Source organism: Parasphingomonas zepuensis (genome assembly GCF_036663735.1).
Taxonomy (GTDB): Bacteria; Pseudomonadota; Alphaproteobacteria; order Sphingomonadales; family Sphingomonadaceae; genus Sphingomonas.
This window is the reverse complement of sequence record NZ_JAXOJO010000001.1, coordinates 1,031,440-1,049,767: the sequence shown is the minus strand read 5'-3', so window position 1 is coordinate 1,049,767 and position 18,328 is coordinate 1,031,440. Positions and strand designations below refer to the sequence as shown.

At 64.3% G+C, this 18,328-nt stretch carries 15 protein-coding genes and 1 tRNA gene; 7 read left to right on the top strand and 9 right to left on the bottom strand.

The features are described 5' to 3' along the window. Positions 1–283: 283 nt before the first annotated feature. The 4 genes from U1769_RS05035 to U1769_RS05020 all read right to left on the bottom strand — a co-directional run bounded on the left by U1769_RS05035 (position 284) and on the right by U1769_RS05020 (position 6,999). Entirely contained in the window at positions 284–2,716 is a 2,433-nt protein-coding gene (locus tag U1769_RS05035; protein ID WP_332712805.1) for an AAA family ATPase, read from the bottom strand. Next, a complete protein-coding gene (locus tag U1769_RS05030; RefSeq protein WP_332712802.1) occupies positions 2,700–3,314 on the bottom strand; it encodes a hypothetical protein in 615 nt (204 codons plus the stop codon). The genes U1769_RS05035 and U1769_RS05030 overlap by 17 nt, the downstream gene beginning before the upstream one ends. Next, positions 3,311–5,023 (bottom strand): SIR2 family protein, encoded by a 1,713-nt coding sequence (locus U1769_RS05025; RefSeq protein WP_332712799.1) that lies wholly within the window; start codon positions 5,021–5,023, stop codon positions 3,311–3,313. Before U1769_RS05025 ends, U1769_RS05030 begins: the two co-directional genes overlap by 4 nt. 713 nt (positions 5,024–5,736) lie before the next feature. Further along, the gene (locus U1769_RS05020; protein ID WP_332712796.1) at positions 5,737–6,999 is read right to left on the bottom strand and encodes a hypothetical protein; all 1,263 of its coding nucleotides are present in this window, start codon (positions 6,997–6,999) and stop codon (positions 5,737–5,739) included. Between the two features lie 110 nt (positions 7,000–7,109). On the opposite strand from U1769_RS05020, the gene U1769_RS05015 reads away from it, so the two are divergent. Continuing rightward, a complete protein-coding gene (locus U1769_RS05015; protein ID WP_332712793.1) occupies positions 7,110–7,268 on the top strand; it encodes a hypothetical protein in 159 nt (52 codons plus the stop codon). 870 nt (positions 7,269–8,138) lie between these two features. Here the strand turns inward: U1769_RS05015 and U1769_RS05010 are convergent. Further along, a tRNA-Gln gene (locus tag U1769_RS05010) sits at positions 8,139–8,212 on the bottom strand. A gap of 160 nt (positions 8,213–8,372) precedes the next feature. On the opposite strand from U1769_RS05010, the gene U1769_RS05005 reads away from it, so the two are divergent. Next, entirely contained in the window at positions 8,373–9,425 is a 1,053-nt protein-coding gene (locus U1769_RS05005) for a Ppx/GppA phosphatase family protein (protein ID WP_332712790.1), read from the top strand. A 10-nt stretch (positions 9,426–9,435) separates the two neighbouring features. Further along, complete coding sequence (locus tag U1769_RS05000) at positions 9,436–10,116, top strand: RlmE family RNA methyltransferase (RefSeq protein ID WP_332712787.1); 681 nt, start codon at positions 9,436–9,438, stop codon at positions 10,114–10,116. A gap of 69 nt (positions 10,117–10,185) precedes the next feature. Here U1769_RS05000 and rpoZ read toward each other — a convergent pair whose 3' ends face one another. Next, positions 10,186–10,530, bottom strand: a complete 345-nt coding sequence (gene rpoZ / locus U1769_RS04995) for a DNA-directed RNA polymerase subunit omega (RefSeq protein ID WP_272624204.1) — start codon at positions 10,528–10,530, stop codon at positions 10,186–10,188. A 116-nt stretch (positions 10,531–10,646) separates the two neighbouring features. On the opposite strand from rpoZ, the gene U1769_RS04990 reads away from it, so the two are divergent. Beyond that, positions 10,647–11,810, top strand: coding sequence for a phospholipase D-like domain-containing protein (locus U1769_RS04990; RefSeq protein WP_332712780.1), 1,164 nt, complete (start codon positions 10,647–10,649; stop codon positions 11,808–11,810). Between the two features lie 30 nt (positions 11,811–11,840). On the opposite strand, the gene U1769_RS04985 is transcribed toward U1769_RS04990, so the two are convergent. Beyond that, positions 11,841–12,455 carry a class I SAM-dependent methyltransferase gene (locus U1769_RS04985; RefSeq protein ID WP_332712777.1) on the bottom strand — a complete coding sequence of 205 codons (615 nt, stop codon included), beginning with the start codon at positions 12,453–12,455 and terminating at the stop codon, positions 11,841–11,843. A 137-nt stretch (positions 12,456–12,592) separates the two neighbouring features. Here U1769_RS04985 and U1769_RS04980 point away from each other — a divergent pair, with 137 nt between their 5' ends. Then, positions 12,593–12,916, top strand: a complete 324-nt coding sequence (locus tag U1769_RS04980) for an antibiotic biosynthesis monooxygenase family protein (RefSeq protein ID WP_332712775.1) — start codon at positions 12,593–12,595, stop codon at positions 12,914–12,916. A gap of 44 nt (positions 12,917–12,960) precedes the next feature. Beyond that, positions 12,961–14,265 carry an MFS transporter gene (locus U1769_RS04975; RefSeq protein ID WP_332713675.1) on the top strand — a complete coding sequence of 435 codons (1,305 nt, stop codon included), beginning with the start codon at positions 12,961–12,963 and terminating at the stop codon, positions 14,263–14,265. Here the strand turns inward: U1769_RS04975 and U1769_RS04970 are convergent. Next, positions 14,194–16,488 (bottom strand): CDC48 family AAA ATPase, encoded by a 2,295-nt coding sequence (locus U1769_RS04970; protein ID WP_332712772.1) that lies wholly within the window; start codon positions 16,486–16,488, stop codon positions 14,194–14,196. The two genes, U1769_RS04975 and U1769_RS04970, sit on opposite strands and share 72 nt — an antisense overlap. A gap of 338 nt (positions 16,489–16,826) precedes the next feature. Between U1769_RS04970 and U1769_RS04965 the strand changes: the two genes are divergently transcribed. Further along, positions 16,827–17,717, top strand: a complete 891-nt coding sequence (locus U1769_RS04965; RefSeq protein WP_332712769.1) for a LysR substrate-binding domain-containing protein — start codon at positions 16,827–16,829, stop codon at positions 17,715–17,717. A 137-nt stretch (positions 17,718–17,854) separates the two neighbouring features. Here the strand turns inward: U1769_RS04965 and U1769_RS04960 are convergent, their stop codons facing one another. Beyond that, on the bottom strand, positions 17,855–18,310 hold the full coding sequence (locus U1769_RS04960; protein WP_332712766.1) for a peptidylprolyl isomerase: 456 nt from the start codon (positions 18,308–18,310) through the stop codon (positions 17,855–17,857). Between the last annotated feature and the right edge of the window lie 18 nt (positions 18,311–18,328).

Here is an 18,328-nt window from a genome sequence, read left to right as displayed (position 1 = left end):
CAATCGGTCGGGCGGGGAGGGGCGGTTTCGCGCCCGATCCGGGTCATTGAATCTGAAGCGCCAATCGCCCGATAGCGGACATCAATTCCGTTCAGGCAGCAGGGCGGGGTTTTGGGACTTTGCAGAATCTCCTGACAGAGACGGGCAATCCGCGCGTGCTGACATTCATTCAACGAGCGGATCAGGCCTGAGCCCGATTGCGGCCATCGCCTAGCGGTAAAGCGGCTCAGATCGATCCGCCGTTTCGGTGTAAGTGATGCCCAGAACGGCTGACGATATGGATTTACGCCGCGATCGCTCTGTCGGGCTCGAAGGCGATCAGATTCCACGGCGCTGTTGTCTTGCCGTCGGCATCACGCCCGAGTTCTATCGTCACTAGCCGGTCGCCATTAAACGCCGGGCTCAGCTCCAGCGCAAGATAGTCAAACAGTGGCCGGTCGTGCACGGCGATGATTACTTGCCTGCCATGCTGCTTGAGCGTGCGCAGCAGCGCGGCGAACTGAGCAATATGGACGTCGTCCATGCTTTGCACCGGATCGTCAATAATCAGCCAGGGCAGGGTTTCTGGCACGGACAAGTGCAGCGCCAAGAACAGCGTGAGCGCTGCCGTATTGAGATTGCCGGAGCTCAGCATCCCGCGCGGATTACCGCCCTTTCCGCCCGCGCGGTAACGCGTTTCCAGCACCGCCTCGACGGGCTGCCCGGCGACTTCGGGCAAAGCGAAGGCCGGGACGAAGTCTTCGTCAGGCGCGAGGCGAATGAATAGTTCGCGCCAAACCGCATTGAGATCGTCGTTGAACACGCGCCGCACTTCGGCGCTCCGCACCCCCTGTGCTTTGGCGACGAGGTCCCTCGCGACGCCGATCCGGCGATCGGCCTCTACTAGGAGGCCTGCTGAATTTTGATGTTGCTTGAAAAGGCGAGAGCAGGTGCTTTCGGCCTTTTCAAGCTGCATCCTGAGGTCCGAAAGGTTGGCGAGGGTTTGGATGGCTTCCTCGCACTTTTCCTTGTGGGCAGCCATCGCCGCTTCCTGCCCGGCGATTTCGGCGACGAGGTCATCGACGATCGCTCGCAGCGGAATATCTTCTGCCGGCGGGTGCAATGCCAAGGTCCTGGCATGGTTCGCCAGCTCGCCGCGCAGACCCGAGACCGACGACTGCGTGCTGTTCATGGCCGAAAGCACCTGGGCGCTGTACGTGGCGGCTCGGATAACCCGGGTGCCAGTTCTGGCCGCCTCGCCAAGCGCTTCCAGGCTGTTCACCCACTCGGTGAGCTTGGCGATCTCCAATTTGATCGCATCGCGGCGCTGGGCCGGCAGGCGCTTGGCCAGAAGGTCCGCCTCGCGCCGCTGCGCCGCTGCGACGGCCGCTGCCGTCGCACTGCGATCGCGGACGAGTGCTTCGACGCGGCCCGCAGCCGTCACAAGGCGGGCAACCTCAGCCGAGATGTGCTCGGCGAGCGGCGTCGCGGAAAGCTCGGAGTAGTCGCGCGCACAAACCGGGCAGCGCTCGTCCTTGATATGGCTCGATATCGCCGTCAGCGCTTCGGCGAGCTCACGGTTAGCGCCTTTGGCATCGGCCAGCTCGCGGTCGATCTGCTCGACCCGGCCCTCGCCTTGGCGAATCTCAACCTGGACTTCGGCAAGCAAGCCCGCATCAGCGATGTCCGATTTGCTGATCGTCTCGGCGCGGAAACCGGCGGCCCTCACCGCAGTCAGGGCGGCAGTCTGTGAGGCTGCCGGATCTGCCGCCAACGGCGGTACGTCGGGAAAGCTCGCCTGCACCGCGGTGATGAGCTCTTCGAGTTGTTCGCCAGATCCTGATTGCCAAGCGGCTAGCGCCTCGCGGGCGGCGAGATTGGCTTCTTCGGCGCGCGCACGCTCGCCGCTTCCATCGGCCAGCGAAGCTTCCTGGACCTGGTCGCTGGCGCCCAAGATGTCGCGGCGGAGCCGGGCGAGTTCGATGAGCCGCCTCTCGCTGCCTTCCATGAGCGTGACCATCGACCTGTGCAACGTGACTGTGTCGATGTGGGCGTCGTCGGAGGCCAAGGGTGCGGCCAATTCCCGCACATGGGTTTCGGCAGCGGTGAGCTTCATTTGGATATCGACTTCGGCGAACTCGGCATCCCGCAATTTTGCTTCGAGCTCAGGCGAATCGCTTCTCGCCGCCCAGAACAGCGGCGCAACTTCGCGAAGCCGCCGGACATCGCCTGCGGCATGAAGGCCTTCGATCAGGGCATCGAGGGCATCGAGCCCGAGCAGCTCTTTGACGAACCGGGTGAGCGGGGAGTCGGATTTGCGATTGTCCTGATGCTCGTAGATTTCCAGCAAGCGCCCCAAGGTCGCCTGCGCGAGATAGCAGCGTTCGGTGTAAAAGCGCGTGCTGTCGGTATCGAGGAGCGCCTCGCCGATGATGGACGCGCCGTCGGCGGTGAACGCGCCTTCGCCGTTTTCGCCAAGGCCGTCGGCCTTCAAGACTATGGATGCCCGATGCTTGCTTGCGAGCTTATGGGGGAGGTGGGCCAGATAGTCTTGGTCCAGCCGCTCCAACGAAGGCACTGCGCCCGTCAAGGCAAGCTCGATCGCCGACAGCAACGTTGTCTTGCCGGTGCCATTGGGTCCATGGATCAGCACGACCGGCGCATCGAGTGACACGCCGATCGGACCCCGAATGGAGCGGAAGTCCTCGACCGACAGATGCTTAAGGCGCGTCGGCATCACGGTCCCCTTCTTCGGGCTCGGCGTCTTTGAGCGCGGCTACTTCAGGCTTGCCTACCACGAACGGCGCATCGACCACCTTGGCCAAATGCGCTGCTACGCTCTGCTTGCCCTCCTGACAGCGCGCGACGAACTCCTCGACCAGCGGGTCGACAGCTTCGGCGAGCAGCTTGACCATCGTCGCTTTGGCACGCCCGTCATTGGTCTTGGGCGGTGTCAGGGGCAGCAAGACCGCCAGCCAATTCGCCAAGGCGCTTTCATCGGCCAGCTCGCCCACGGCCAGCACCCGTGCGTGCCGGGCGAGCGCGGCCAACGAAGCCGAGTCCGGACGCGGACCAACCACCACCAGGGTCAGCGGCCGGCGCGAGCCCATCATATCGAGCGCCCGGCCCACGCCTTCGATGGTCTGTTGCAAGACACCGGTCGTCTGCTGCAGCGTATCGCCTATCACGACGAGGTCGGGCGAGGGCGGCTTGCCGACGAAAGCCGCCAAAGCGCCGATCTCCACGCCGCCGATCTCCAGCGGTGACGGCATGCGCTTAAACTGCGCAAATTCGAGCACTTCGGCGACACGCTCGACGGGCGTGGTCGCGGTCACAGGCGGATCTCGGATTTGAAGCGCATGAATAATGCGTCGAGATCGGTCGCACCCTCGGCGAGCTTGGCCAGGCTGATCTCACGCCGCCCGCGCGGCAAGATGCGGCCGGGCGCCGCCTTCGGGTTGCGGGGCGCCGCCGGCGGGATCTCGTGGCTATGCACGATGATCGCATTGTCGTTTTCGGCGGCGCGGCCATCGGCGACGATGCGACTTGCGGCTTGGGCATTGGCCGCGAAGAACACCTCCGCGCTTTGGACCTTGCCGGTCACCTGCAACGCGCCCGACTTCGGATCGGCCGGATCGCTGATGGAGCAAGACCAGGCGCCCGCCACTTGGCCGTGGCCCAACAGCGCTGCGGCAAGCGCCAGCTGGGGAAGCCCCGAGCTGGGTAGGTTTGGGTCGGCGAGCGACCTTCCCAAGCCGTTGATCGACAGCGGCGTGTAGACGCCGGCCGTCGGTCCCAGCGGCTTGCCGTCGCGGAACAGGCTGATCGTGCGGCCAGCGACCGGTAGCGCCGCAAGCATATAGGCTTCTTGGGCATTGGCGGCCGCGGCAGCAGCCGCGCCATCGCGAAGCTCTCGCAGCGCCGCGCGAAGCCTATCTATGTGCGGGCCGGGAAGGGCGGGCGCGGCGGTCGCCGCGTAGGCTTCGAGCTTGGCGCAGACAACGTGGAGCCAAAGCGCCGGTAGCAGCGATTGCCCGTACGAACGCAGCAACGCCGAAGTCTCGATGGCCTGCCTCTTGTTTGCATAGTCGGCTTGGTAAAAGTTTTGCAGCAAGCTGAGTTGATGGCCTCCGACCGTATTTTCCGACAGAACGACTGCTGGCGGATGGGTCGGAAACGCAGCTGGAAGATTCTCCTGCGCGCCCACGAAAATAGTCTGGATATTTGTGTCCTGAGTCGACAGGCCGAGCATCAGCGTCGACTTTGAGATGGCAAGGTCTAGCAGCTTGCCGGCAATAACCTTGTTCTTCTTTTCCCAGCCGTGGATCTGCGAAGCGCGACCAACGATCTTATCGCGGTAGAGCGGCCAATCTATCCCTGCGAGTACGGCACAGCCATGGAATTTGTAGAGACGCGCTCTCGCGCTGCTGTCTTTGACATCCTCGGGCACCACCCGCACTTGCAACAGGCCCGGCGCGGTGCCGACGAGATGCTCGGCCGCCCGTTCGATTAGTGGATCCCAATTTGCACTCGCCGTATCGGAAGCTGCACCCTCAGCGATCAGAGCGGCCAGGCCGAGGTGTTCTGGTCCCGGTGTGACAGCCAGATCGCCATAGCGTCCGACCACGTCGATCGCCGTCCAAATCAGATAGTCGGGGTCCGTCCCTTCCGGATGCTGGTCGAGCATCGGCGCATAAGCGCCGGTCAACCCTTTGCAGATGCGCTCTCGGTCGCGCCAGTCGGCCACTGGCTTGGCGTAATCGGCTTCCTGCCACTCTTCGGCCGTCAAATTGACCAAGGTCAGAATCCGGTCGAGGCTGCGGCGAAAGACGCATTGCGGATCGACGGGGTCGACCTTGGCTTGCAAATGCTCAAGGACGATTTGCACGACGCCTTCGAGGCCCGGAAATTTCGCGAGGGAAATGCCCGAGCCCAGCCACATGGCATATTGATCATTGGCGACGCCCGCAGCGAACTCTGCAAAGTCGCCGTCAAGCAGCGCCAAAGTCTCGCCGATCGAAATGTCCAGCGCGGCGTTGGTCACGGTCTACAAGCCGGTACCAGGTTACGCACCGATACCGTGTTGATTGTGGTCATTCTTACCCCTCCGGCGCACGTTGTCTCAGGCCGCTGCAGAATTGCAAGCCTGCCGATCTGGAACTGGCGCGCAATGCGTCAGACGCAGGATCGGGGCGCGCGGAAAACCGGGCTTTTCAGAGCAGGTCGGCTACTCGCAGAGTTATTTCGTCACGGCGCACAGGCCTGCCGGATAAGTCGCGCCTTGGCCACCAGTTCGTCCTCCGTCCCAGCAACGAATAGCGGGTGTCGAGGAGCTGACCTGAACCATTGATTGTACGCTATGTCGGCGCGAGGTGACCTGGGCAATGACCCGACTGAACGGCCGCTTCGGCTATTGTAACGCTTAGAACCGGACAGACAGGAGACGGCCCAGAAGCTGTCGATCCGCACAAAGCGCGTGTCTCGGAGGCAAGAATCGCAAGCGCCGTCCAAGGGCATTTCAGGGCCTGCCCTTGAAGCCCTGAAAAAATGTGGGACGAAAAGTGGGCCAGACTTTAGCCAAATCGTCCGAAATGGCAGATTTCCGCCATTTTCCGCTTGACGATGGTGACCCCTACGGAAGCTCAACGGAGAAATTGGGCCGCTTACGGACTGACCAGTTTTAGTGGTTTAGCGGAGAAGAGCTGCCATAGCCGCCAGCCATCTTTACCGCGATCCATTTATGTCATGCACGCATAGCTAGACAGACGGGTGGTCGACGAACGCTGTCCTGTAGATGTGCGCCAACTCACTACCGTAATGCCACAGCCAGACGTCGTCGCTGGATGACAAATCGAGTTCGTAGATTTTTGTTGGATGCGGGCTCCCGTCTTCCGAGAATTTGACCGACAGATGCTCGCAATGATCCTTCACGAATCTGAATCCGATCTTGGCACAGGTTTTCTGTGCCGGCGACGAACTGATGTTGGCGAAGATCCTCCTGACAAAGATTCCGTTGCGGCTGAGGCCGAGTAGGAACGCGACGAAGCTCCGGAGCATGACCGTATTTGCACCGCGATATTCGGGGAGGATGAAGAGATCGACAAAATAGAGTTGGTAGGTACCCGGCGTGTCGATTTCCTCGGTGTCGAGGACCGATATCGACTTGTTGATATTCCGCCCATCGATGCCGGCTGAATAGAGGTCTGTGGTAACCGGCAGCACCATCCAGTAGCCGCAAATCCGCCTCCCATCGAGCAGGAGGAAAACGCAGTACGGGAATTCCCGGATCAGCGCTTCCCATTTGTCGCTATTGCCCACGTCGTTGCCTGGGAGCGTGTCGGGCATCGGCACAAGCGCCTCGAACACCTTCTCGATCCCCTCGATCACCTCGTCGGCGCTGAAGCCAGAGCGGAGCAGGGCAGCGAAACTGGCGACTCGAACCCCATGAGGACTGAGTTCGACGTCGTCGCTCGCCGACCAAATTGCCTCGCCTTCCTTCTTAGCGATTGGCCCGCCGGATCGATTTGGCGGCGCCGGCGGCATCGACTGGCGGTGGCGTGACCGGAACGCCTCCAGTTGTCGTTCACCTTCGTCGGCCAGCCATAGTCTGTTGCTCTCTGCTATTGCCCAGCTTTCGTCGAAATGCTCGTCCTGCCCGCATTTGTCGGGCAGCTTGTCGCTCCTGAGCGCCTTGATAATGTGTCCCAGCACCGTTTGCGGATGTCGCTGATGCGCCTTTGACGTGCGCGGATCCCAACTCAGCCAGTCGGGATAGTCGAGCACGCCGATATCTCCCCGACCAACCCCCATCGCGTCCGCGAAGATATCACGACGGTCGGGCAGCGCTGCTCGCGATCCGGCGCTGAGCCTTGGCTTGTCGGGAACCCACTTGTAAAAGGCGACCTTGAAATGGCGCCAATGTTCTAGCCATTCTTGGCTCAACCCCCACGCGCCGTCCGTGTTTGACATCTGCGCCTCCAGTGGATCGTTCGGAACGACGTTCGGAGGCTTGCGCCCCATCCTACCGTTCATCCGAACTCTGAATTTCCGTCCTTTTTTGTTCGGCTGCGTCCTGCGGCATCTCCCGACTGCCGGCGGTCGGTGCCGGTGAACTGGAAGAGGAACGTCACATGAGCAACAGTCGTACGACTTACCATCACAGCGGCGGTAAATGCACCAAGCAAACCAGCCATGGCGATGGCTGCGGCGAGCGGTCGGTCATGGATATCAGGACCGGCCGCGTCGAGAGCTATCACAAGCATCGCTCAACCGGCCACCGCAACTGGTAACGCGCACCTTAGTGTCCCGGCCGATCGGTCGGGACACACCCTTTCCGCTCATGGGCTAAGCCGCAAACTGCGTGACGGCACAGTTCTCCACCCAACTCCGGTCTTCGTCACCTACATTAACAGACGGCAGCTTCGGGATGAGCTCAGGCTTGCTCGAACGGCAGAGATTGGGGCGCATAGCGGTCGCAAGCTGAGCCATGCCGGACCAGAAAAGCCCACTCACCATGGTGGGAAAAGTGGTGGGTAGGAGGCGCCCACCTGAGAGTTATCCGTGATATTTCAAATCATTACCTAGAAACATCAACTTCCTCCCGCGGCGCCCAGCAACTGAGTGCCATGCCAGCACTCGGTTGCCGGCATCAGCGGTTGTTGATTCAAATGACGGAGGTGGACGCGCAATGTCGGCTCGAGAGAGAGGTCCGCCATGCCGTTCACATTCCGAACACTGCGACAATCCGAGCCCAGGTCAATCGCCGAATTTCTGAAGGCCAACCACCCGTGGATGGCACTCGCAATCGCACTCAGCTGGCTCTGGCGACCGGCAGCGATCGTTTTCGCTCTGATGGCTATGCAGGTGTTTATGCCGTCTCATGACCAGGAAGCACTTATCGTTTCGAATTCGCCGGCCGCGTACGGCAATGCCCCAGCTGCTCCAGATAGGATCAAGTAGCTCCGACCACGATCTCGGTGCCGCTGTTTGCATCGCGGCGCGCAGGCACCGAAGCCGATTCGGCAGGAGCAGCACACCGATTTGGAAGTGCCAACTAAAGCTCTAACGCGCAGCTCGACGCCGATGTGGGAGCGGACGAGGGAACAGACTCGGCGCTACTTCCGCAAGATACTGAAAAATAAAGATATTTTTCGCTTGAATGGATGCCCCGTGAGGATTCGAACCTCAATAGACGGAGTCAGAGTCCGTAGTCTTACCGTTAGACGACGGGGCAACGTGGGGGGCGATCTAGGGGGCCGGGCCGGGGCTGTCAACCAAGCGCAGGCCGCTGCTTGCCGCGCGCCGCGGCCTGCGCTACCCGTGGCGTCAAGCACCGAACGTCAGGTCATAAAGGCCTGCCGCGACGGCAGAACATAATAGCGAGTATACACGGCATGGGGGATCACTCGCCCAAGATGCCGTACCGGCAGGACAAGCCTGCCCGTCCGGCGCCGCCCCCAGGCAAATCTGGGGCAACGCGCGCGCGCTGGCCCGAGGCGCGGCATTTCGCTGCCCTCGATCTCGGCACGAACAATTGCCGGCTGCTGATCGCGCGGCCGCAGGGCAATGGATTCGCCGTGGTCGACGCCTTTTCGCGAATCGTCCGGCTGGGCGAGGGGCTCGCCGCCACCGGCCGGCTGAACGACGCGGCGATCGATCGGACGCTGGCGGCGCTGAAAGTCTGCGCCGACAAGCTCAAGCGCCGCAATGTCGCGCTCTCGCGCTCGGTCGCGACCGAGGCATGCCGGCGCGCAAGCAACGGCCAGGAATTCATCGCCCGCGCTTATGCCGAGACGGGCATCCATCTCGACATCATCTCGGCCGAGGAGGAAGCCCGGCTTGCAGTGCTCGGCTGCCAGGCGCTGATCGAGCCGGGGGAGGATCCGGCGCTCGTGTTCGATATCGGCGGCGGATCGACCGAGCTGGTGCTGGTCGACACCCGGCCAAAGGTCCCGGTGGTGCTTGACTGGCATAGCGCGCCCTGGGGCGTCGTCTCTCTCACGGAGAGCGCGGGCGGCGGCGAAGGGCCCGAGGGACTGGCGCTGGCCTATGCGCGCATGCGCAGCCTCGTCACGGACAGCTTCGCCGGCTTCGCGCAGCGGCTGCCGACCGGAATGGAGCGACCGCGCCTGCTCGGCACCAGCGGCACGGTCACGACGCTGGCGAGCGTGCATCTCGGCCTGACGCATTATGATCGCTCCGCGGTCGACGGCCTGATCGTGCCGGCGGCCTCGATGCGCCGGATCAGCACCGATCTTTCCCGCATGAGCCTGGCCGAGCGGTCGCGATTGCCCTGTATCGGCAACGAACGCGCCGATCTGGTGGTGGCCGGCTGCGCGATCCTGGAGACGATCATGGATTTATGGCCCGCCGAGCGGCTGGGCGTCGCCGATCGCGGTATCCGCGAAGGCATATTGCGCCGGTTGATCGGCGGGGAAGCCCTGTGAGGAAGCATTCATGAGCAAGGATGGCGGCGGCCTGCGCGTCCGGGTCAAGACCGCGCGTCGACGCACTGCGCAATCGACGCGCTGGCTCGATCGCCAGCTCAACGATCCCTATGTGAAGCGCGCCAAGGCCGAGGGCTATCGCAGCCGCGCGGCCTATAAGCTGATCGAGCTCGACGAGCGCTTTGGCTTCCTGAAGGGTACGAAGCGAATCATCGATCTCGGCATCGCGCCCGGCGGCTGGAGCCAGGTCGCGCGCCGGCTGCTGCCCAAGGCCGCGATCGCTGGCATTGATCTGTTGCCGGTCGATCCGATCGACGGCGTCGCGATCCTGCAGATGGACTTCATGGACGACAAGGCACCCGCTGCGCTGGCCGAGGCGCTGGGCGGCGTTCCGGATCTGGTGCTGTCGGACATGGCCGCGAACACGGTCGGTCACCCACAGACCGATGCGTTGCGCACCATGGCGCTGGTCGAGGCGGCGCTGGCCTTCGCGATCGATGTGCTCGAGCCGGGCGGCGCCTTTGTCGGCAAGGTGTTCGCGGGTGGGGCCGATGCGGCGCTGGTCGCCGAGCTCAAGCGCAATTTCAGGACGGTGAAGCACGCCAAGCCACCGGCGAGTCGCAAGGGCTCGTCCGAATGGTATGTGGTGGCGCAGGGCTTCAAGGGCCGCGCGGCGCCGGCAGAGGAATGACGGCTGCTCAAAAGCAAAGAGCCCGCGGATCGCTCCGCGGGCTCTTGCTATCGGTATCGATCTGAAGGCTCAGCCTTCGTAATCGCCACCCAGATTCTGGTTGCGCGGCGGTGCAGCGGCGGTGAGGCGGAGCGCCTCGGCCGATGCGGCCAGGCTGCCGATCTCATCGGGCGTGTCCTCATCGTCGACCTGGACGCGCTGCAGGCCGGAGACGACCGCTTCCTCGAGGTGATTCGGACGCACCGTCTCCTCGGCGATCTCGCGCAGCGCGACGACCGGGTTCTTGTCGCGATCGCGATCGATCGTCAGGTCGGCACCGCCGGAAATCTGCCGCGCGCGTTGCGCCGCGAACAGCACCAGATCGAACCGGTTGGGAATCTTGTCGACGCAATCCTCGACAGTGACGCGCGCCATGAACGGCTTCCTTCGCAAACAACGATAGAATGAAGGCCATTCATCTAGGCGGCGGCGGTGCCGAAGTCAAGGAAAGCGGCTTGCGCAGGCCAGCGCGTACCGCCATCTCCAGTGCGATGGCCCAACCCGCAGTCCAGCCGAGCTTCACCGTCGAGGGCGACCGGCTGACGATGCTCGATACCGGGCCGCGGCGACTCGACGCGCTGATCGATCTGATCGAGCGCGCAGAGCGGACATTGCGTGTCATCTATTACATCTATGTCGACGACCAGGCAGGCGCGCGGGTGCGGCAGGCGTTGATCGATGCAGCGGCGCGGGGCGTGGCGGTATCGCTGATCGTCGACGGGCTGGGCAGCGAGCTGGCCGAGCAGCACCGCTTCTTCGATCCGCTGCGCGACGCCGGCGCCGATGTCTGCCGGTTCGTACCCCGCTGGGGGCGCCGTTACCTGCTGCGCAACCACCAGAAACTGGCGCTGGCCGATGAGGCGCGGGCGATCATCGGCGGCTTCAATGTCGAGGACAGTTATTTCGGTACGCCCGCGGAACAGGCGTGGCGCGATCTCGGCCTGCTGATCGAGGGGCCGGCGGCGTCCCATATCGCCGGCTATTTCGACGCGCTGTCACGCTGGACGAAACAGCCCAAGGCGCCGTTGAGGACGCTCCGTCGCGCGCTGAAGACGTGGAGCGAGCCGCAGGGCCGGACGCGCTGGCTGTTCGGCGGCCCGACCCGCCGCCTTTCGCCCTGGGCGCGTGCGCTCAAGCGCGACATCGAGGCGGCGGCGCGGGTCGATCTGATCGCCGGCTATTTCGCGCCGAGCCCCGGAATGCTCACGCGGCTCGACACCGCCGGCCAGCGCGGGCGCGTCCGCATCGTGTTGCCGTCGAAGAACGATCATGGCGCGGCGATCTGGGCATCGCGCTTCACCTATGCCGGGCTGCTGCGCAAGCACGTGGAAATCTACGAATATCAACCGACCAAGCTGCACACCAAGCTCTTCGTGATCGACGACGTGGTGTATATCGGTTCCGCCAATTACGACATTCGCAGCCTGTTCCTGAACCTCGAGATGATGTTGCGCATCGAGGACAAGGCGTTTGCCGCACATGCCCGTGCCTATGTCGACGGCGAGGTCGCGGATTCCGAACGAATCACGCCCGCGCTGTACAAGGCACGCACCAACGCCTGGGTACGCGTGAAGCAGGCGGCTGCGTTCTTCGTGATGACCGTGCTCGATTACAACGTCACGAAAAGGCTCAATTTCGGGCCGGAGCGGCATTGAGCCGCTGAGCAACCGCCGACGGCCGGGAAGCTATTCCTTCCAGGCCCAGTAGAGCTGCGCCGGCGGCACGTTCCACCATTCCATCGCATGGTCGACGCGCGGGATATAGGGTTCGATGAAATCGCGGCATTTGGGGGAGAATTGATAGACGAGGAAAGCACCGCCGGGGCGCAGCACGTCTGCGGTCGCCTGGCCGATCGCGTCGCCCACGCCGGCCGGCAGCGTCGAGAAGGGTAGGCCCGACAGGACATAGTCGGCGTGATCGAAGCCGTGATCCTTGACGATCTGTTGTACGTCGGCGGCCGATCCGCTGACCGCCAGGAAGCGCGGATCGGTGATCTCATGGCGCAGATAGCGGATGAAATCGGGATTGGTGTCGATCGCGATATATTTCGCGTCGGGCGCCATCCGGTCCAGGATGTGCCGGCAGAAAGTGCCGACGCCGGGCCCGTATTCGACGAACAATTTGGTGTTTTCCCAGTCGACCGGCCCGAGCATCTTGCGGATCAGCTTGACCGAGGACGGGACGATCGAACCGACCATCACCGGATGCTTCACGAACCCCTTGAGGAACATGGCCCAGGGTGAGGACACTCCGGCTGCTGCCCGGCGCTGGCGTCGGGCGGCGGTGGTGGAAACGGTCACAGGCGATCCTTGTTTTCGTGCGTCATGCGCATCTGTCGCAATCCTGCAACGAACATTCAAGTCTTAGGGTCCTCGCAAGTAGGGAAGAAGGTCTTGTTCTGGGTTGCACGGGGCCGCGAAGCGCTTAAGCGAAGCTAATGCGCGACGACCGGACCGGCCAGATCGTGGTGATCTTCCTTTCCCGCCGCACCGCCGCGGATGACGCCGGCTATGCCGCGGCGGCCGAAGCGATGGAATCGCTCGCGGCGCTTCAGCCCGGCTATCGCGGTATCGAAAGCGCACGGGGCAGCGATGGACTTGGCATCACGCTGAGCTTCTGGGCCGACGAAGCGAGCGCGCTGGAGTGGCGCGACCATCCCGAACACACGGCGATCCGCAATGCGGGGCGGGATCGCTGGTACAGCCAGTATGAAGTGATCGTGTGCGCGGCCCAGCGCAGCTACGCGTGGACCAGGGAGTGAAGACCCCGCCGGTCAATCGCGATTTTGCCCTGCTGTTCCTGGTGATGCTGACGATCGCCGCGGGCAATACCGCGCTGCAATCGGTGCTCCCGGCGCTCGGCCGGTCGCTCAAGGTCGCCGACAGCGCGGTCGCGGCGGCCTTTTCGGTCTCCGCCCTGTTCTGGGTGATCGCCGCGCCTTATTGGGCCAATCGATCGGATCGGCACGGCCGGCGCGCGATGATTCTGGTCGGGCTGGGTGGTTTTGCCGGCTCGCTGCTGCTGTGCGGTCTCTTCCTTGCCGCCGGGATCAATGGCTGGATCAGCGGCACCGCCGCCTTCATCTGTTTCATCCTCGGCCGGCTCATTTACGGCACCTTCGGCGCCGCCGCGCCGCCGGCGATCCAGGCGCTGGTGGCGGGCCGCACCAGCCGGGAGGAACGGACGCGCGCGCTGACCCTGCTCGGTTCCGCGTTCGGGCTGGGCACGATCCTGGGCCCGGCGATCGCGCCCTTCCTGATCCTCGGCAGCATCGCCGGGGTGGAAATCGGCCTTGCCGGCCCGGCCTTCGTGTTCGCCTTGTTCGCCGCCGGCATCTATGTCGCCGTGCTCAAGCGCCTGCCCGACGATGTGACGCCGCAACCGGGTACGCACGGCGCCGCCAATGCCTATCCGTCGATCGGCGGGCAAAGCTCGGGGGCAAGCGTTACCGCGGCGACCGAGCCGCACAGCGAGCAGGTCGGCTTTTTCGATTCTCGCATCCGCGCCTGGGTCATCGCCGGTCTGGTGATGGGCCATGCCCAGGCCATGACAGGGCAGGCGATCGGCTTCCTCGTGATCGACCGGCTCCACCTCGCGCCGGCCGATGCGCTTCAGCCGACCGGCATGGTGCTGATGATGGGTGCGGGCGGCGCCCTGCTCGTGCAATGGGGCATCATCCCGCTGCTCGACATGAAGCCGCGCCAGCTGATGCTGGTCGGCCTCGTCGTTGCGGCGATCGGCTGCGCGCTGACCGGCCTTGCGACCTCGCTTTACGGCATTGCGCTTGCCTATGCGCTGGCCTCGATCGGGTTCGGCTTTACCCGGCCCGCCTTCACCGCGGGCGCATCGCTCGCCGTGGGGCATCAGGCGCAGGGCTCGGTGGCGGGCAAGGTCACCTCGATCAACGGCGCCTCATTCGTGCTCGGCCCGTCGATCGGCATCGGGCTGTATGAGGCGCAGCACGCGCTGCCGTATCTGACAGCGGGTGCCGCGCTCATTGTCCTGTTCGGCTATGCCTGGGTGGCCGTACGCGATCCCTTAATCGGATCCCTTCGGTCCACGCGGCCGGAGCTGACCGGGCGCGATGAAGCCGATTGGCTGAATCGCTGAAGCATCCTGCTTCAGGCGAACCGCCATCTGCTCATATTCGCGCTCCATCTCGGGCGTCACCGAGGCCCGCGACTCCTGCAGGGCTTCCTCGAAATGGGCCATCGTCACTTCGGTGACCGACAGCGACTGGCGCAGCGCGGTCAGGCCGGCGCGGCGGACCAGGTCCTCCAGGTCGGCGCCGGTGAAGCGATCGGTGCGATCGGCCATCTCGTCGAGATCGACATCAGCCGCGAGCGGCATCTTGCCGGTCTGGATCGCCAGGATGCGCCGCCGACCCGCCTTGTCGGGTACGCCGACATAGACCAGCTCGTCGAACCGCCCCGGGCGCAGCAGCGCCGGGTCGATCAGGTTCGGCCTGTTGGTCGCGCCGATTACCACGACGGACTGAAGCTCCTCCAGGCCGTCCATCTCGGCCAGGATGGTGTTGACCACGCGCTCGGTCACCTGCGGCTCGCCAAGGCCACCGCCCCGCGCGGGCACCAGCGAATCGAGCTCGTCGATGAAGATGACGCAGGGCGCCACCTGCCGCGCGCGGGCGAACAGCCGGGCGATCTGCTGCTCCGATTCGCCATACCATTTGCTCAGCAGGTCGCTGGATTTGGTGGCGATGAAATTCGCCTCCGCTTCGCGCGCGACTGCCTTGGCCAGCAGCGTCTTGCCGGTGCCCGGCGGGCCGTAGAGCAGGAAGCCCTTGGCCGGACGGATGCCCAGCCGGCGGAACGCATCGGGATCCTTGAGCGGCAGCTCGACGCCTTCCTTCAGCCGGGCCTGCGCCTTGTCGAGCCCGCCGACATCCTCCCAGCGGACGCGCGGCGCCTCGACCATCACTTCGCGCATGGCCGATGGCTGGACGCGCTTCAGCGCATCGACGAAGTCCTCGCGCGTGACGGCGAGCGTATCGAGCACCTCGGGCGGAATCGTGCCTTCCGCCAGGTTCAGGCGCGGCATGATCTTGCGCACGGCTTCGATCGCCGCCTCGCGCGCCAGCGCGGCTAGGTCGGCACCGACGAAGCCATAGGTGGTCCGCGCCAGCTCATCGAGATCGACTCTGTCGCCCAGCGGCATGCCGCGGGTGTGGATGCCGAGGATCTCGCGGCGCCCGCGCTCGTCCGGCACGCCGACCACGATCTCGCGGTCGAAGCGGCCGGGCCGCCGCAGCGCTTCGTCGATCGCCTCGGGCCGGTTGGTCGCGGCGATGACGACGACATTGGCGCGCGCCTCCAGCCCGTCCATCAGCGTCAGCAACTGCGCGACGAGGCGTTTCTCGGCCTCGCCCGACACCTGGCCGCGCTTCGGCGCGATCGAATCGATCTCGTCGATGAACACGATCGACGGCGCGGCCTTGGCCGCTTCCTCGAAGACCTGGCGGAGCTTGCTTTCCGATTCGCCGTACGCCGAGCCCATGATCTCCGGGCCGTTGATCAGGAAGAATTCGGCAGCGCTTTCATTGGCGACCGCACGCGCTAGGCGCGTCTTGCCGGTGCCGGGTGGCCCATGGAGCAAAACGCCCTTGGGCGGATCGACGCCCAGCCGCTGGAACAGCTCGGGATAGCGCAGTGGCAGCTCGACCATCTCGCGCAGCTGGTCGATCGTCGGGCCCATGCCGCCGATATCGTCATAGGTGACGTCGGCGCGGCGGGCCTCCTTCGGCTCCTCATATTCCGGGCGAAGCTCGATCTCGGTATTCTCGTCGACATGGACGACGCCCTTGGGTGTCGTCGCGATCACCGCGAGGCGAATCTCCTGCAGCGCATAAGCCGGCGCGCGCAGGAACTGCTGGACGCCGGGCGGCATGTTGTCGACGCGCTGCTGGCCCGCCGTGGCGACCACGTCGCCCTGCGTCAGTGGCCGGCCTATAAAAGTGCGCTTCAGCGCGTTGGAGGAGCCTTCGAGCCGCAGATTCTGCTGCGCCGGCGCGAACACGACGCGGGTCGCCGGCTTCGATTCGACCTTGCGCACCTCGACGAAGTCGCCTGAGCCGGCGCCGGCATTGGCGCGTTGCAGGCCATCGATGCGAATGATCTCGAGCCCCTCGTCCTCGGCATAGGGCGCGATCGCCCGCGCGGGCGTGGTCGACTTGCCGACGATCTCGATCACGTCGCCTTCGCCGATGCCGAGCGCCGCCATCAGCGCGCGCGGCATATGCGCCAGGCCACGGCCGCTATCTTCCGGTCTGGCATTCGCCACCTGTAATTTTCGAACGGGCGCTTCGCCATCGGCCATGGGGGATTTTTCCTCGAGAACTCTGCGTTGAGCGCGCGAGATAGGGGCGCGGTTCCGCATATACGAGGGCCGCGGCGGCAGCTCTGCTCCAAGCCATTGGCAACGGGCAAAAAAAAGGGCCGACCCCGGAGGATCGGCCTTGAAAGTTTTAGGAGAGGATGCCTGAAAGGCCTGCTCTATATGCGCCGCAGCAGTTTATGCTGCAAGTGCGAAAAGAGTCGTCGTGATTGCGCCGGCTGCAATCGGCGCTGGCAATCGCACGAAGGACAATGGTAAGATTTAAAGCGCAGACTATATGACGCAGTGCACAATAGGGCCGATAAGGGAGCGCTATCATCATGCGCAGATTGCCGCCGCTGACCGCGATCGAGGCGTTCGTCCAGGTGGCGCGCCTCGGCTCGATCAAGGCTGCGTCGCAGGAACTGGCATTGTCGCCGCCCGCGCTCAGTCGTCGTATTCAGGCGCTCGAGCGCTTCATCGGGCGGCCGTTGTTCGATCGGCGGCACCAGGCAGTCGTGCTCAACAGCGATGGCGAGCGGCTGATCCAACAGATCGCGCCGGCGCTCGACAATCTGTCCGACGCAGTTGAGATGATGACCAGCGGCACGGACGTGCTGCGTCTGCGGCTCGGCATCCTGCCCCTGTTCGCGTCGCAGCGGCTGTTTCCGCGCCTGGCCGAGCTGCGCGCGAAGCATCCCGAGCTTCACCTCGACATCGATACGGCGGCGCATGGCCTGGCGCGGCTGGGTGACGGGCTAGACGCCGTCATTGCGCTGGCGCGCGACATCGATCCGGCGCTTTATGCCAAGCGGCTCGACCGCAACTCGGTCTATGTGATCGGCGCGCGGGCGCTGATCGAGGGGCCGGATCCGGTCACTCGCCCGGAACAGATCGCCGGGCTCACCGCGCTCGTCCACCGCGACATGCCCGATACCTTCACGGCCTGGTCGCGTGCGGCGGGGCTCAACGATCTTGATCCGCTGGCGATCGACCATTTCGATTCGGGGGCGCTGATGCTCGAGGCGGCGGCGCAGGGGCTCGGCATCGCCTTCATGCACGAAAGCCATTTCGAGGATGCGCGCGATCCCCGGTTGGTGCGATTGTTCGATATCGAGGTGGAGAGCCCGTACAGCTACTGGTTTGCGTGCCGCCCGCGCTCGCTCGCGCAGCGCCCGGTCAGGCTGTTCCACGACTGGCTGATCGAAACGATCGGCGATCCGGGCGTCTAGAGCATCGTGCGAAAAAGTGGGAACCGGTTTTTCGCAAAAACGATGCGACAACAAATATCTAGAGCAGGCGAAGCGCGTCGGATTTAACGCAGCCTGCTCTAGGGAGAAGCCCCTCCCCGCAGGGAGGGGCCGAAAGTTTACGCAGCGCGCATTTTGACGATCTTGCCCGGCTCGCGCGGCGGCTCGCCCTTGGGCAGGTTGTCGACATGCTCCATCCCGCCGGTCACTTCGCCCCACACGGTGTACTGGCCGTCGAGGAAGCGCGCGTCATCGAAGCAGATGAAGAACTGGCTGTTCGCGCTGTTCGGGCTCTGCGAACGCGCCATCGAGCAAACGCCGCGGACGTGCGGCTCCTTGGAGAATTCGGCCGGCAGATTGGGCTTGTCGGAGCCGTGCATGCCGGTGCCGGTGGGATCGCCGCCCTGCGCCATGAAGCCCGGGATCACGCGGTGGAACACGACGCCGTCGTAAAAGCCGTCATTGGCGAGCTCGACGATGCGCGCGACATGCTGAGGCGCGAGATCGGGACGAAGCTTGATCGTCACGTCGCCGCCGTCGAGCGTCAGGGTAAGGGTTTCGGGGGAATCGGCCATGTCGGGCTCCTGAAGAAT